Origin of the sequence: Psychrobacillus sp. NPDC096389 (genome assembly GCF_044762855.1) — a bacterium.
GTDB lineage: Bacteria > Bacillota > Bacilli > Bacillales_A > Planococcaceae > Psychrobacillus.
This window is the reverse complement of the sequence record NZ_JBIWFB010000006.1, coordinates 214,835-230,328: the sequence shown is the minus strand read 5'-3', so window position 1 is coordinate 230,328 and position 15,494 is coordinate 214,835. Positions and strand designations below refer to the sequence as shown.

12 protein-coding genes and 1 pseudogene are annotated in these 15,494 nt (G+C 37.3%); 3 read left to right on the top strand and 10 right to left on the bottom strand.

Going from position 1 to position 15,494, the window contains the following annotated elements; all coding sequences use genetic code 11:
- Positions 1-24 precede the first annotated feature (24 nt).
- Together ACIQ38_RS16045 and ACIQ38_RS16040 are read left to right on the top strand one after the other, a co-directional pair.
- Positions 25-1,083, top strand: a complete 1,059-nt coding sequence (locus tag ACIQ38_RS16045; RefSeq protein ID WP_402825127.1) for an LLM class flavin-dependent oxidoreductase — start codon at positions 25-27, stop codon at positions 1,081-1,083.
- Between the two features lies 1 nt (position 1,084).
- Entirely contained in the window at positions 1,085-2,032 is a 948-nt protein-coding gene (locus ACIQ38_RS16040) for an ATP-grasp domain-containing protein (RefSeq protein ID WP_402825124.1), read from the top strand.
- A gap of 86 nt (positions 2,033-2,118) precedes the next feature.
- On the opposite strand, the gene ACIQ38_RS16035 is transcribed toward ACIQ38_RS16040, so the two are convergent.
- From ACIQ38_RS16035 to ACIQ38_RS16025, 3 genes are all read right to left on the bottom strand, one after another.
- The gene (locus ACIQ38_RS16035) at positions 2,119-3,645 is read right to left on the bottom strand and encodes an AbgT family transporter (RefSeq protein WP_402825121.1); all 1,527 of its coding nucleotides are present in this window, start codon (positions 3,643-3,645) and stop codon (positions 2,119-2,121) included.
- 20 nt (positions 3,646-3,665) lie between these two features.
- On the bottom strand, positions 3,666-4,850 hold the full coding sequence (locus tag ACIQ38_RS16030) for a M20 metallopeptidase family protein (protein WP_402825118.1): 1,185 nt from the start codon (positions 4,848-4,850) through the stop codon (positions 3,666-3,668).
- A 240-nt stretch (positions 4,851-5,090) separates the two neighbouring features.
- Positions 5,091-5,687, bottom strand: a complete 597-nt coding sequence (locus ACIQ38_RS16025) for a histidine phosphatase family protein (RefSeq protein ID WP_402825115.1) — start codon at positions 5,685-5,687, stop codon at positions 5,091-5,093.
- 227 nt (positions 5,688-5,914) lie between these two features.
- Between ACIQ38_RS16025 and ACIQ38_RS16020 the strand changes: the two are divergent.
- Positions 5,915-6,013 (top strand): annotated as a pseudogene (locus tag ACIQ38_RS16020) (hypothetical protein); the annotation flags it as partial.
- Positions 6,014-6,071: 58 nt separating this feature from the next.
- On the opposite strand, the gene ACIQ38_RS16015 reads toward ACIQ38_RS16020, so the two are convergent.
- The 7 genes from ACIQ38_RS16015 to ACIQ38_RS15985 form a co-directional block, all read right to left on the bottom strand.
- A complete protein-coding gene (locus ACIQ38_RS16015; RefSeq protein ID WP_402825112.1) occupies positions 6,072-7,532 on the bottom strand; it encodes a carbon starvation CstA family protein in 1,461 nt (486 codons plus the stop codon).
- A gap of 147 nt (positions 7,533-7,679) precedes the next feature.
- Positions 7,680-8,408: a LytR/AlgR family response regulator transcription factor gene (locus ACIQ38_RS16010; RefSeq protein WP_402825109.1), complete on the bottom strand. Its 729-nt coding sequence runs from the start codon at positions 8,406-8,408 to the stop codon at positions 7,680-7,682.
- Positions 8,408-10,147 carry a LytS/YhcK type 5TM receptor domain-containing protein gene (locus ACIQ38_RS16005; RefSeq protein ID WP_402825106.1) on the bottom strand — a complete coding sequence of 580 codons (1,740 nt, stop codon included), beginning with the start codon at positions 10,145-10,147 and terminating at the stop codon, positions 8,408-8,410. Before ACIQ38_RS16005 ends, ACIQ38_RS16010 begins: the two co-directional genes overlap by 1 nt.
- Positions 10,148-10,446: 299 nt before the next feature.
- Positions 10,447-11,169 carry an alpha/beta fold hydrolase gene (locus tag ACIQ38_RS16000; RefSeq protein WP_402825104.1) on the bottom strand — a complete coding sequence of 241 codons (723 nt, stop codon included), beginning with the start codon at positions 11,167-11,169 and terminating at the stop codon, positions 10,447-10,449.
- Between the two features lie 22 nt (positions 11,170-11,191).
- Positions 11,192-11,392: a hypothetical protein gene (locus tag ACIQ38_RS15995; protein WP_402825101.1), complete on the bottom strand. Its 201-nt coding sequence runs from the start codon at positions 11,390-11,392 to the stop codon at positions 11,192-11,194.
- 42 nt (positions 11,393-11,434) lie between these two features.
- A complete protein-coding gene (locus ACIQ38_RS15990) occupies positions 11,435-12,055 on the bottom strand; it encodes a restriction endonuclease (protein ID WP_402825098.1) in 621 nt (206 codons plus the stop codon).
- A gap of 273 nt (positions 12,056-12,328) precedes the next feature.
- Positions 12,329-15,475: a DEAD/DEAH box helicase gene (locus tag ACIQ38_RS15985; protein ID WP_402825096.1), complete on the bottom strand. Its 3,147-nt coding sequence runs from the start codon at positions 15,473-15,475 to the stop codon at positions 12,329-12,331.
- Positions 15,476-15,494 lie beyond the last annotated feature (19 nt).

The window sequence follows — 15,494 nt, the reverse complement described above, 5'->3', positions numbered from 1 at the left end:
AGATGACTTAAGGGGGATTTATGAATGAAATATGGTTTTTGGTTGCCTGTTTTCGGAGGTTGGCTACGGAATATAGAGGATGAAAATATGCCAGCTACATTTGATTATGTTAAAAAAGTGGCGCAAAATGCGGAAAACTTAGGCTTTGATATGACTCTTATTGCGGAGTTAAACTTAAATGATATTAAAGGAATGGAAGCCCCTACCTTAGATGCATGGTCGACAACAGCAGCAATTGCAGCAGTTACGAAGAAATTAGAAATATTAACTGCCATTCGCCCAGGATTTTATAATCCAGCATTGTTTGCAAAAACAGCGGCTAATATCGATCATATTAGTGGAGGTAGAGTTTCTTTAAATGTTGTGTCTGCTTGGTGGGAAGAAGAAGCACGTCAATACGGTGGAGTTTTCACTGCCCACGATGAGCGTTATGCACGTACAGAGGAATTTCTTGAGGTATTAAAAGGCTTATGGACACAAACACCTTACTCATTCAAAGGGAAATTTTACGAATATGAAAATACGTACTTATCACCTAAACCAGTTCGCAACCAACATATCCCCCTATATGCAGGAGGAGAAAGTGAAGCAGGAAAACAAGCAATAGTTAAAAACTGTGATTCATACGTTATGCATGGTGGCACGATTGAAGAGGCCCAAGAAAAGATTGAAGATATGAAAAACCGCCGCTTACAACTTGGAAAAGAAGCATTTGACACATTCGGAATGTCTGCCTACATTGTTTGCCGTGATACAGAGGAAGAGGTGCAGGCGGAACTAGCACGCATTCAAAATGTTCAAGAGAATAGTGCAGGTTATGCAGGCTATCAAGACTTCATTAGTAAATCTCATCTAAATGTCAAAGTTAGTTTAGAAGATTATTCTGTTTCAAATCGCGGTTTACGCCCGAACTTAATTGGAACTCCAGAGCAAATCGCCAAAACAATATTAGCGTATGAAGAGGTGGGCGTGAATCTACTTATTCTTCAATTTTCTCCGCAACTGGAAGAAATGCAACGCTTCTCTGAAAAAGTAATGCCAATTGTTGATCAACTTAGATCTGAAAAGTTAGGAGCCCGATAATATGTCAAAAGTTTATGTTATCCATGAAAACGATGAATGGACAATTCATTTAACAAAACGATTAGAGGAACTAAAAGTCCCTTACGAATTATGGCATCTAGATGAGGGTATTGTTGACCTAACGGAAGCACCTCCAGAAGGTGTTTTCTATAGTCGCATGAGCGCTTCAGCCCATACACGAAATCACCGCTATGCCCCCGAACTAACAGCTGGGGTGCTTGCATGGTTGGAATTTCACGGACGTATAGTATTTAATGGCACAAATGCACTGTCGTTAGAATTAAGTAAGATCAATCAATATCTCGCATTAGAAAAAGCCGGGATTCGCACCCCGAAAACAATTGGTGCAGTTGGGAAAGAGCAAGTCATAAAAGCTGCCGAAAAATTAGGAAAGGCTTCCTTTATTACAAAACATAATCGTGCTGGAAAAGGATTGGGTGTACAATTATTCAACTCTATCAATGTGCTAAAATCTTACTTAAACAGCGGGCAATATGACGAACCAGTCGACGGCATCACGTTAATTCAGGAATATATTAAAGCACCAGAATCATTTATTACCCGTGCTGAATTTGTAGGTGGAAAATTTGTATACGCAGTCAAAGTAGATACATCTAATGGCTTTGAACTTTGCCCGGCAGATGCTTGCCAAATCGATGATCTATTCTGCCCTGTCGGCGAACAAGTAGAAGAGAAACCGAAATTCGAAATCATTCATGAGGTTAATCCGGAACAAATCGCACAATATGAGGACTTTTTACAGACCAATAAAATAGCAGTAGCAGGGATTGAATTTATTTCGGATGAGAACGGCATGGTGTACACATACGACATTAATACAAACACCAATTATAATAGCGATGCAGAGGCGAAGGAAGGCAAATACGGCATGCTTGAGCTAGCCAAGTTCCTCGAAAAAGCTTTGGAAGCACAAAAACTAACCGTATAAGAAAAAAGCCGTTTCAAAATCTCCTATTAGAGCATTTCGAAACGGCTTTTTATTCCTATCCTGCATTCGTAACACAGGAACAAGGTTTATAAATGTATAGGTCCCGCTGGTCCAACTGGAAACCCCAATAAGTACCAAACAATAACAACTATTATCCATACTATACCAAAGAAGATAGTGTACGGGAATAAAGCTGATATCAATGTTCCTAAACCAATATTTTTATCATACTTCTTGGCAAATGACAGTAATAAAACTAAGTATGGAAGCATCGGAGTAATTGGATTTGTAATGGAATCCCCAACTCGATAAATAGCTTGCGTAAATGCTGGATCATAATCCAAATACATGAACATCGGAACGAATATTGGCGCTAATATTGCCCATTTCGCTGATGCACTTCCGATCAATAAGTTCACAAATGCAACAAAAATGATGAATAGGACGATTAAAGGTATACCCGTAAAACCAGCACTGTCTAGAATGTTTGCCCCTTTGATTGCGATAATCGGACCAAGATTACTAGCCGCAAAGAATGAGAGTAATTGAGCAGCAAAGAATACCAATACAATATACGGTCCCATCGTACTCATAGACTTCCCTAACATATTCCCAAAGTCTTTTGAACTTTTAATAGACTTAGAACCAATTCCATAAAACAATCCTGGTATAAAGAAAAATATAGTTAGTAGTGGTACTACCCCGTTAATTAAAGGCGAATCCTCAATAATTGAACCTGTTTCAGGATTACGTAAAAGTCCATTTTCAGGAATGATCACCGCTAATAGAATAAGCACAAAAACAAGTGCAGAAATGCCTGCCCATCGAAGGCCTCGCTTTTCCTCAGAAGAAACAACTTCCATTTCTTCTATTTCTCCTGTATAAGTACCAAAACGAGGAATCGTAAACTTATGTGTCACCCATAGCGAAACAAATAAAAGGACAACGGTTGATACTGCGATAAAATAATAATTCATAGCAGGATTTGCTACATAACTTGGATCTACTGTTTGCGCTGCAGGACCTGTAAATCCAGCAACTAATGTATCCGACATACCAATTATTAGGTTTGCTGCAAATGCCCCTAACGTCGAAGCATACGCAACAACTAATCCAACTAAAGGATGATAACCAAATGCCATCAAAACTGCGGCAGCAAGTGGAGGTAAAACAATTGGACCTGCATCTCCTGCAGCATTCCCAATAATGGCAATAAGAATAATGCTTGGAATGATTAGCTTTTTAGGTGTCGATGTTACTGCGCGCTTCATAAGTACCGCAAAGAAACCACTTTGCTCTGCGAGACCGATTCCAATCATCATGACAAGCACCATTCCAAGAGGCGCAAATGAACTGAAGTTCGAAACGGAATTCGTCAAAATATTAACTAGACCTTCACCGGTCAAAAGATTAGTTGCTTTTACTGTTTCACCCGTAACCGGATGAACAGCAGATACATTAAATAACGAAGTAACAAAAGACGCCACTAAAGCGATTCCGCAAAGAATGATAAATAATACAATCGGATCCGGTAATTTGTTACCCGCAAACTCTATGGAATCGAGCATTCGGTCAAAAAACGACCTTTTCTTTTTCTCTGTATTTTGAACCATAGTTTCTCCTTCTAAGATATTTATTTATTTTGAGTTAAAGTTAGGGCAGTAAAAACATGAAACTTTAGACCGTCCTTTAAAGCATTTTCATCAATATCAAACTTCGGATGATGATGTGGATATGCGATACCTTTTTCTTCATTTTTAGCACCTATAATAACGAAACAAGCTGGTAACTCTTCACTAAAAGCAGAAAAGTCTTCTCCTCCAAGTATTGGGTCAACCCACTCTAGCTTGTTCTCTGATAAATACTCTTCCAACACACCAACCACTTGGTCCGTTACTTTCTTATCATTCATAACAGATCCATACCCATACATATAATTAACCTTTACTTCAGCACCATTTGCTTTTGCGATTCCTTTCGCAACATCAATAATTCGATTTTTCACAAGCTCACGGACATCCGCGCTAAGTGTTCGAACAGACCCACCAATTTCCACTGTATCCGGAATAACATTCAATGCTTCCCCGCCTGCTTTAAATTTTGTGACGGACACTACTCCCGCCTCTAAAGGGGCTACTGAACGAGAGATGATATGATTCAATCCAGTAACAATTTGAGCACCTGTAGCAAGAGGATCTATCGTTAATTCAGGTGTGGATGCATGTCCGCCTTTCCCTTGAACCGTTATCTCAAACACATCACTTGCTGCCGTAACAGCACCATAACGAATATGAGTGGTGCCAGTTGGAACAGTTGAAAATAAATGAATGCCAACCACTTGCTCTACCCCATCAAGCACACCTGCAGCAACCATTTCCTGTGCACCACCCGGTGGTAATTCTTCTGCGTGTTGGAAAATGAAAACCACTTCACCACTTAAATTGTCCTGGTTATCTTTTAACACTTTCGCTGCTCCTAAAAGCATTGCGGTATGACCGTCATGTCCACATGCATGCATCACACCATCATTTGTCGATGCAAATGGCAACGCTGTTTCCTCTTTTATAGGAAGGGCATCCATATCCGCACGTAGCGCAATTACTTTTCCAGGATTACTCCCTTTTAAACGTGCTACTACGCTCGTTTTAGTTGGTCTTGATAATTCAAAACCGCCAAAGCTTTCTAGTAGATCATACACATACTGAGATGTATTATATTCTTGAAATGAAAGTTCTGGATGCTGATGTAAATGTCTCCGCCACCCAATTACCTCTTGGTAAACTTCCTCTATTTGTTGAAGAACCTTATTTAATGCCATATATATAAACCACCCTTTTATTTAAGAAATTTTAACTTAACGTTCTAACACTTTAGTGTGATAATACGTTATAATATATAATAAATGACGCAAATTTTCAATACATTTTCTTGGAAAAGTACTAATAGTCAGGCTTTAATCTGTGAATAACATAGCAAAAGAGGTCGAACTAAAATTCGACCTCTTTTGCTATGTTATAGTTTGATCTTTAGATCGCTTGTAGGGCATGCAATCTAGAAATTATAAGTGTTCTTGCTTATTTAGAAACTTTATCAACCTTGAACCCTTTTTTATTTCCAATAAATGAATGCCGGTATCACCTGTCGCGAACATACATCCACTCGTATTCGGTAATTGAAGAAATGTCTGTAATAGACGGGAAATCAATCCACCATGAGAGACGAGTGCCACTCTTTGATAATCTTGATAATCATGAACAATTTTATTAAAAACGTTTTCCGCACGAAAACGAAACTCCAACTCCGATTCACCATTTTCGATTGGAATATGTATCGGTCTCCCACTCGAAGTTAATGGATATTTAATAGCAGCTTCCTTTCTTGAAAGTCCTGCTAATACACCGTTATTAAACTCCATCAAATCATTTTCGACCTGTAGATCACATCCAACTACTTCTTGTAGCATAGAAGCCGTATTCCTCGCTCTTTTTAACGGACTTGTAAAAATTATATCTGGTGGAAAATGGGAGGCTACATATGCAGCCATCTTCTTTGCCTGCTGTTCGCCAAGCACTGTTAACGAAAAATCAGCCCTACCTTCATGTACTCCTAGTAAATCGGCTTCTGATTGCCCATGCCGTATAACTAGTATCTCCAATTGATTCACTCCTCTAAGGGTTAATAGTTGAACTTGATCGTCATATTACTTTATAACTTTATTAATTGTAATAACCACTTGAACTAACGATAACAAGCAAGCGTTCTAAAATAAAAACAGTAAGATACGGAGGTATAGTGGATGAGACCCAATCTAACAAAACAAATTAGTGTAGAGGTTTTAAAGAATTCTACTGGTTAAAGGAAGAATTACAATCATTTTGTAGAGTAAATAGAATTAGTCCTGCCGGCTCTAAAAGAGAAATATCGGTTAGAGTCGAAACATTAACCATAATTAGTGAAAGAATCATCATCCATTTCCGATAAAGTTAAATCATCGCAAAAAAACTCACAGAGAAACTATTTCATTTCTCCGTGAGACCATTTAAGCCATTTTACTGCTATTTACGTCTACATTATCTACCACAACATCCGTTTCAATCTTATTCACTCTATTGTTTTTTGCTTTAATAAAGAACATGATTGTCAAAATAACCGTTAATACGATTCCAACGTAGAAGGATAGCTCCAAGTTTAAACTAAATCCAATCTTGGCGTTTAAGATGTAGACAAAGACCATATAAGTAATAAACAGTGCCGGCACTAGCGATACAAAGTAGTTCTTACCTTTAATGAATAAATACATCGTCGCAATCCATAGTGCTATTGCTGCAGTTGCTTGGTTTGCCCAAGAGAAGTATCTCCACAAAATGTTGAAATCGATTTGCGTTAACATTGCAGATACTGCAAACAATGGAACAGCAATCATCAAACGTTTCGCCACTTTTTTCTGGTCAATTTTCAAATAGTCTGCAATGATAGAACGAGCAGCACGGAATGCTGTATCGCCTGATGTAATTGGCAGTACAACAGCTCCTAGTACTGCGATTGTTCCTCCGATGGCCCCTAATAAGGTCATAGATACTTCATTGACAACTGCAGAAGGTGTGCCTGTTTTGATAAACTCACTTAATGTTTGTCCATCCAACATACTCATTGCCGCAGCAGCCCAAATCATCGCTATAACTGCTTCCGTAATCATCATGCCATAGAATACATAACGACCTTGTGATTCTTTTTCGGTAGTTCTTGAAATAATTGGTGATTGCGTCGCATGGAAGCCAGATAGTGCACCACATGTAATCGTAAAGAATAGAATTGGAATAATCGGTACATTATCTGGGTGCATGTTCGTTAACGTCAATTCCGGAATTGTATAGTCAGAGAACAACAAAGCACCTCCAACCCCAACAGTACCGATCAATAATACCGCTCCAAAGTATGGGTACAGTCTCCCGATAATTTTATCAATTGGTAGAATCGTAGATAAGAAATAATAAATAAAAATAACTGTAATCAATATCCATAACGCTACTTTACCATCCATTAATATCGCTAATAATGATGCCGGAGTCGTCACAAATACTGTTCCAACTAATAAAAGAAGTAATAATGCGAAAACGTTTACAATATGTTTCGAAACATTCCCTAAGAACTTGCCAGCAAGCTCTGGGATATGTGCACCCTTGTTACGAATAGAGATCATACCCGTTAAATAGTCATGTACAGCCCCTGCAAAAATAGCTCCTAAAACAATCCATAAGAAAGCGACTGGTCCGAATAGAGCACCCATAATTGGTCCGAAAATTGGACCTGTTCCAGCTATATTTAACAGCTGAATGAGTGCATTTTTTTGTTTATGCATTGGCACGTAATCGACACCATCTGCATTTGCATACGCTGGTGTTTTTCGAGCATCTGTAGGACCAAAAGTCTTTTCAATGAATTTTCCATAAGTGAAGTATGCGATTATTAACAGTACAATTGCGCTAATAAATGTAATCATGTGAATCCCCCCTAGTTTCCCCTATTTGTCTATCTTTCTTTCCTCACCATATATTTAGTTTATGGCAAATATTCAAAAATAGGAGTTTTTCGGTTTATCATGCAAGTTTAAGTGTTTAACATGCAAATAGAGGAGGATAAAAGGTTATCACAATTCCAAGCGCTGTCGTAAATCTTTCACGTAATTTCTACTGACAGAAAGCTTCTGATCCACCCCTTCCAATTCAAGCTGATATGCACCGTTAAACCATGGCGTTAATCGGCTGACGTATTTCAAGTTAACGAGATACCCTTTATGAATTCGAAAAAACGAAAATGGCACCAAGCGACTTTCAAGCTCTTTCAGTGTCGTTCTTACTTCATAGTCGTCGGTTTGCGTAATGATTTTCGTTACTTTGTCATCTCGATAAATATATAAAATATCCTGCGGTAGAATGTAATCGATATCACCGCCTGTTTCTATCGCTAATTTACCAAGTTTCTCGGTATTGTCGACTGATTGTGCAGGATATAATGTCTTTTCAATTCGCTCTATCGTTTGCTGTAGCTGCCTTTCATCATACGGTTTCAATAAATAATCTACGGCATTAATTCGAAAAGCCTCCACCGCAAATTGTGGATACGCGGTCGCGAAAATGATTAATGGCACTTTTTTTATCTCTGCTAAAGTTTTGGCTACTTCTATTCCATTCATTTTAGGCATCTCGACGTCCAGAAAAACAACATCGGGTTGGAGCTGTAATGCCTTTAATATAGCAGCCTCTCCGCTTTCAGCCTCCCCAAACACCTGAACACCAGGAAACTTGCCTAGTAAATACGCTAATTCCTCACGTGCATAGCGTTCATCATCTACAATCAAAGCATTGATTGGTCCCATTAGACTTTAACCCCCAATTTAGGAATTCTAAAGGAAATCACAGTTCCTTCATTCTCTTTGCTTGAAATCCTTAAAGTTGCTTGGTCTCCGAACATCATTAATAGACGACTATTAATATTGAATAATCCTACACCAGTTCCCGACTCAGACTCAAGCTGCATTTTGCCCAAAACAGCGAGTCGTTCAGGCATTATTCCCTTACCATTGTCTTCTACCTTAATTTCAATTTCCTCACCAAGATCACGCACTGTCATTTGTACCACACTATTATTTTCCATATCCTTAATACCGTGGTGGATAGCATTTTCAACAATGGGTTGTAATGTGAAAGGTGGAATCTTTTCAAATAATAAATGATCATCCACTTCATATAAAATAGTCAGTCTATCTATAAATCTAGCTTCTATAATTTCCAAATAAGCTTTAACATGCAATAACTCTTGCTCAAGTGTTATTTGAGATGCAGTTGTTCCTGTGACATTTTGCCGCAAGAAATAGGATAATGACGTCAGCAGTTTCCGTGCTCGATCAGGATCTGTGCGTATCAACGACACAATAATATTCATCGAATTAAATAAAAAGTGAGGATTGATTTGCGCTTGCAATGCTTTAATTTCGGCCTCTTTTGCCAACTGATATGCATGATCAGTTTCGGCAATTTCTAGTTGGTTACTTAATAGCGAGCTCAATCCGACGATTAGTTCAATATTATCATCTGTAATGACTTTTTCAGACGGATAGTAGAGTTTAAGTGTGCCAATCGTTTCGCCCCGCTGAATGAGTGGGACAATGACCGCTGCTCCTAATTGACAGCCGGGATAATCGCAGTGAATGGTGCCATCATTGACAACAACTAGCTCTCCATGTTGTATGACATCCTTGGTTTCATCCGTCCGTATCGAGCTACCTACCTTATGATGATCATCAGCTAGCCCAATATGCGCAAGGATATCCGTTTGATTGGTCATGGCAACAGCACTCGGCTGTAATTCACGGAATAGAATATTGCATACGGCTTGTGCCGTTACAGTATTCATGCCCGTGCGCAAGTAACTTAGTGTCTGATTCGCAATACGCAACATCTTCTGTGCCTGCAGTGCCATTACTTTCTCTTGTTGGCTAATCACATTATGGACGATCAGCAGAAATAATGCAGTTCCAACTCCATTTGCTAAAATCATCGGTATACCAATGACTTTAACGAGTGTAAGCGCTTGCTCAAATGGTTTGGATATTAACAAAATCATCGACATTTGCATCGATTCTGCAAGTGCTCCGATACCAAATACAGTAAGCGGTTTAAGTGCTCTTCCTTTTCGATAAAAAATGCTTGCAACTGCTCCAGCAATGATGGTGGAAAGCCCACAAGAGACAGCCGTAAAGCCACCCAATGTCATACGATGAATACCTGCAATCAGCCCTGCACCAATCCCCACACGGTAGCCACCTAACAGACCTGCAATAACTACACCGATGACACGTGAATTGGCGATTGCCTCCTCTGAACTCAATACTGCTGAGACACTATTAAAATGCAGTGTATTTGTATCAAGCGCGACTCCAAAATACGTTCCCACAATACCAAAAAACCCAAAAAACAAAACCGCTGCAATCTCCTGCTTGCGATTCAATTTATCACGATACACTAAGTTTTTAAAAAACTGAAAACGAGTCAAAATGAAGGCAACCGCAACAATCATGCCAACCCTTTCAAGCATTATAACAAGCAAGTCCAGCAACGGAATCCCCCCTCAATCTTTAAATGGATTGGTTAAATTATACTGTAAAGGCAAGGGGATATATATCTTTATTTTCAGTTATTTGGAAAAAGTGCGTTTAATGTTTATGTTCGTGTTATTCTTCTATTTTAGAAACGCTTCGAAAATGGTATTTAGCTTAAAATATATATATTTCATATAAAGAGGAAGAACTTCAAAACTATTACTTCAACTTCTTCATTTCATCCACAAAAGTGCTGCTATTCATTAATGGAGCTACAATGAATATAAAATATCTTTAAATGGTAAAGAAATGAATGTTACTTTTTAGTGGGCTTCTCCCTTTCAATAAATGCTTCTAATATATCGTTATATATTCTTGGCTGATCTGCATAAACCAAATGCCCGGCAAATGGCACAATGGCAACATGTACATTTTTGTTTCCTTTAGGATAAATGGTTGCCCCAATTGTTTCATGGGGCTTTTCTTCACCAACTATATAAAGTACAGGAAAATTGAATCCAGCTATGGCTTCTAAATCCTCAAATGGATACCAGTTTTCATCTTTTCCGTAGTAAAGGAACTGCCTCCAATCTGAAGTATGTAATTGATCGAAATAATTTGTAGTTTCATTGTTATTCAACATATTCGCTTGGAATTCAACATCCTGTTTATGTAGTTCTAACCAACTATCCGGTTTCACCAGTGTAATTCCTGAAATAGATAATGTATTAATTCGCTCAGGATATAATTTTGAGAACTTCACCGCAACCAGTGCCCCTAAAGAACAGCCTACCAAATGAATAGTTTTTAAATTATGGTGATTAATTGTTTCCAGCAAATCCTTGGCCGAGTCTTCAAAGAAGTTTTGAATATCATTTGAAAATGATTGCCCATGCCCCCTTAGATCAGGCAGGACAATTTTATAGCTTTTCCTAAAGTATTCTCTTTGAAATTCAAAATCTGTCATCCCGGTTTGTAGACCCGTATGTAAAAATACGATTGGTTCACCCTCACCTATGATGTTCGTATGCAATAACAAATCAACACCTCTTTTAAGCTTCTTATTTATCCATACTCTCGCTAAGACTTAACTCAAAAAGCGGCTGATCTTTTAAATAATAATTTTGAATCTCCAAAGTCCAAGCTAACAAATTATCTAAATAAGGTAACCGTTCAACAATTGAATTTACACTTCTAAGATGCAATTCTGGAGTGTTTTTGTATACTGTCTCTGCAAAAGCCTTTGTTATTTTTCTAACCATTTTACTTCTCTGGTCTCAATTATTTTGCGGTAAACATTCTTATTAATTATTAGAAATTGTTGATCCTCCTTCCATCGTTGAGACATTTTTATTCTCCTTCTTTAATGTGTTTTGCATTTCTAAGCTCATTTGTATTAATTCGTCCCGATCGATCATTCTGACTTTGTTTTTCTTAGCTAGTATCAGTGCCTGTTTTGTGTAGACACTATTTGTAATAACCCACGCTGCTGATGCGTTATACATATTCATAGATGGAATAACCTCTTGAACCGCCTTAACACCAACCGAATTTTTATAGCGTTTAGCCTGAACTACAATCGTTTCTTTTCCTTTATTCAAAATTAAATCTGCTCCAAAATCACCAGTCGTAGATGTATAGGAAACCTTGTAGCCTTGATGTTGAAATAGAGAACCAACATATTCCTCAAATTGCATTCCACTCATCTGGTCAATCTCAGCTATACCGGATTGTTGCATCCTTTTTCTAAAACTAGCTGCCCTCCATCCCGCCAGCAAAATCATTACAGCTAGCCCAATACCAATTGCAATCCCAGTTCCTATTAGAGTCTTGGTAGTGTACCAACCTATTAATGCAGCTACAATAAGAATAAAACGAGCCAATTCATCTATCCTTTTCTGTTCTTTCTTAGTTCGATTACGCAATGATAACAACTTCCTTTTTCTAAATAGTTTTAGCTTTCGCTAGACTTGGTACATATTAATTCTTCTAAAAAGTTAAGAAATATATTGATTTTTATTTTTGAAGTGGCATTAAACTATTCTATTTTTAAATTCTTAAAATTCAAATATTTTATAATTCAATTATATGTCATCTCTACTTATATTCCAATACTTGTTAATGTTACGCTTTATTTTCCTATAAATGATAAAAGACTCTAAAACAATGGAGTTGTTTTAGAGTCTTACTTTAATTATCTATAAAATATTCTTATTAGCACGTGACACTAGATATGCTGGCATTGGTTCATGAAGTTTCCAGATAATACTCACTGGCTTACTTCCTGAGTGGCTTACATAATCAGCTGTACCTAAGAAAATAAATGGTGAAGTATATCCCGATTCTACTTTATATTCTCGAACAAAAAGTGCAATTTTATTACCTGTATCGCGATGGTGTATATACCTTATAGCTGTCGGACTTGTATCAGCGGTTCTACTTTGCGATTGCCAATGAAATAATCGATCATTGATGGCATAGTCTTCATACAGTGTAGAAGGCGAAAAGTCTTTGTCTGATTTGTTTAACGTAATAAAAAATATGTCCGTTTTTTCGTCTCCAAAATATTTAACCCCCTCACGAAATGCTGGGTTGCGCTCCTCGTTATAATACCCAAAAGCCGCAAGTACTTGATCCGTAGTATAGTGTGCATGTACTCTTAGAGGTGAAACATAACTAAATGGTGATTTTTTCTCAAGTAATCGTAAGTTTTCAAAACACACATCTAGGACTTGTTGAATTTCATTCTTGAGTTGATCGTTCGCGATAATTGTCTGTATTCCTTCATGCATAGATCCAAAGCCAAAGTTCATCGGTGGTCCACTAAAGAATGAATAATAAAGCATAGCGATCATTCGTTGTTGCTCTTCCGTTTCTATCGTTCCACTTTCTAAATAATTTTGATAAAACTCCAGTAATTCTAATGAATCTAGATGAAATAATGTTTGAATTCTTTTCATGACAAGATCTTCATACTCTGCGGTAAAATCTTTTGTTAATCCAGCGTCCACTTTCATTCTTTCAAAAGTTCGATTTCTACCATTGCCATAAAAATCGGCCAATGTATATTGATGAAAACGTAAAAAGTTTTGTAATGTTAAGGGCTCACCGGAATCCTTTTCAAAATACTTCATTTTTTCTATTATTCTTTGCTTGTTTATCTTTGTTGCTTTAATATTTCTCAATATATAATCTTTTGCCTGTTTCTCCATCTGAATAACAGAGCCTTTAGGTAAATGGAAAAATCCATTCTCCACATAATGTTGGATCGAATGCTTGGTTCTTCCGACAAGTGCGCGAAATTTTTCTTCAAATGGATAGTCTTTATGAGCTTGTCCGACAAAATCCAATACAGTTAAACACTCTTTTTCATCAGCAATTCGTAAGCCCCGTCCAAGTTGTTGTAAAAAAATTGTTAAGCTTTCTGTTGGTCTTAAGAATAAAACAGTATTTACTTCTGGAATATCGATTCCTTCATTGTATAAATCGACAACAAAAATAAACTTCACTTCACCCTTCAACAATTTTCTTTGAGCAGTTTGTCTTTCTTCGGGCAATGACTCTCCATGAAGTGCAATGGATGGAATGTTTTTCTGATTAAAATAATCAGCCATGTATAGTGCATGCTCTACTGACACGCAGAAACCTAATCCCTTTACTTCGTTAAGAGAAGTAACATATTTTTTTATGCTTTGAATGACGAGGTCACTCCTATGATGATTAGCTGTGTAAACGTTGGTTAGTTCTCCAATATCATAGCCCTTTCTAGACCATTTAATGCCTGTTAAATCCACATTGTCTGTCACGCAAAAATAATGAAATGGGCTCAGTAATTTTCTATCGATTGCTTCTGTTAATCTCATTTCAGAAGCAATACGATCCTCAAAGTAGCTAAATACATTCTCTTTATCCATCCGTTCTGGTGTAGCTGTTAAGCCAAGTAAAATAGTTGGGTTATAGTATTCCAATAAAATCCGATAGGATGGGGCTGTAGCATGATGAAACTCGTCCACAATAATAAAATCATAAAAGTTTTCTTTTGTATTCTCTTTCATTTTTTTGCTATTCCAACTTTGAATACTCATGAATAATTGATTAAATGAACTAGGTTCATACTTTCCAACAAACATCTCCCCAAAGTTTGCATCTTTTAGTATCGTACGGAACGTCATCATACTTTGGCGTAAAATTTCTTCTCGGTGAGCAATAAACAATAATTTTGCATCTGGTTTCTGACGCAAAAAACGCTTAAAGTCAAATGCAGAAATAACGGTCTTACCTACACCTGTGGCTGCAACTACAAGGTTTTTCATGTACCCATGAACTACTCTCTCCGCTTCAAGCTCATCTAATATTTCTCTTTGATAATGATACGGTTGAATATCGAAGAAATAAGATTCATTTTCTTCTGCCACTACGTCCTTTGTTAATGAATGTAATAGCATTTCCCAATTTTTCGTTTCTCCGTTAGATAAGGACTTAAATTCCTCATCATTCCAATAGCTTTCGAAGGTTGCTTCAAATTTGCGGAGAATATCAAAGGAATCTTTTTCAGTGACTTTTAGGTTCCATTCCAAACCGGAAGTTAAAGCTGGATTTGATAAGTTTGAAGAGCCGATATAAGCAGTGCTAAATCCTGTATTTCTTTTAAATAAATAAGCCTTTGCATGAAGACGAGTTCTTTTTTTATCTAACGACACTCTTATTTCAGTGTTAGGTAATTTACTTAACTCCTGTAGCGCCTTATAGTCGGTCGCTTCCATATAAGAAGTTGTAATAATTCGAAGTTTCCCACCTCGTTCCTCAGTAAATTCACGAAGATCATTTAGAATAATTCGAAGACCTGACCATTTAATAAAGGAAACAAGCCATTCGATTTCATCCGAGGAAGCAATTTCTTTCTTTAATTCCTCGAGCATATTTGGCTCATAATGAGAACCTGTAAAAAGAGAGCTATGAGAAATTGAAGTAATGGGACGTATCGGCTTCACACTGCGAAGTGCCCTAACGCTATTAAGTTTTTTATACACAGAAGTAAGCACTTCTCCACGCTCTTCTAGTTGAAGGTTAACTATCTCACTATCTTTGAGTTTGTTACTAAGTAACTGGATAATCTCATTACAAGTGTGGATCTGCAATAAAAGTGCTTCTTCGTCAGTATTTGCATCTTGTCTTATATACGAGAGTGCTTTTCTAGTCACTTCCGAAATATAGGAAGCAAGATATACCTTTGCTTCTTCTACATCCAAGTTTTCTTTATCAACTGCATATGTATCAGAAGAAAGCTTCTTCAGTTCAGAGTTAATATTCCCATTAATTAGTTGCTCGTATATTCCTTCTTTCAAATTTAGCACCCTCTTAAAG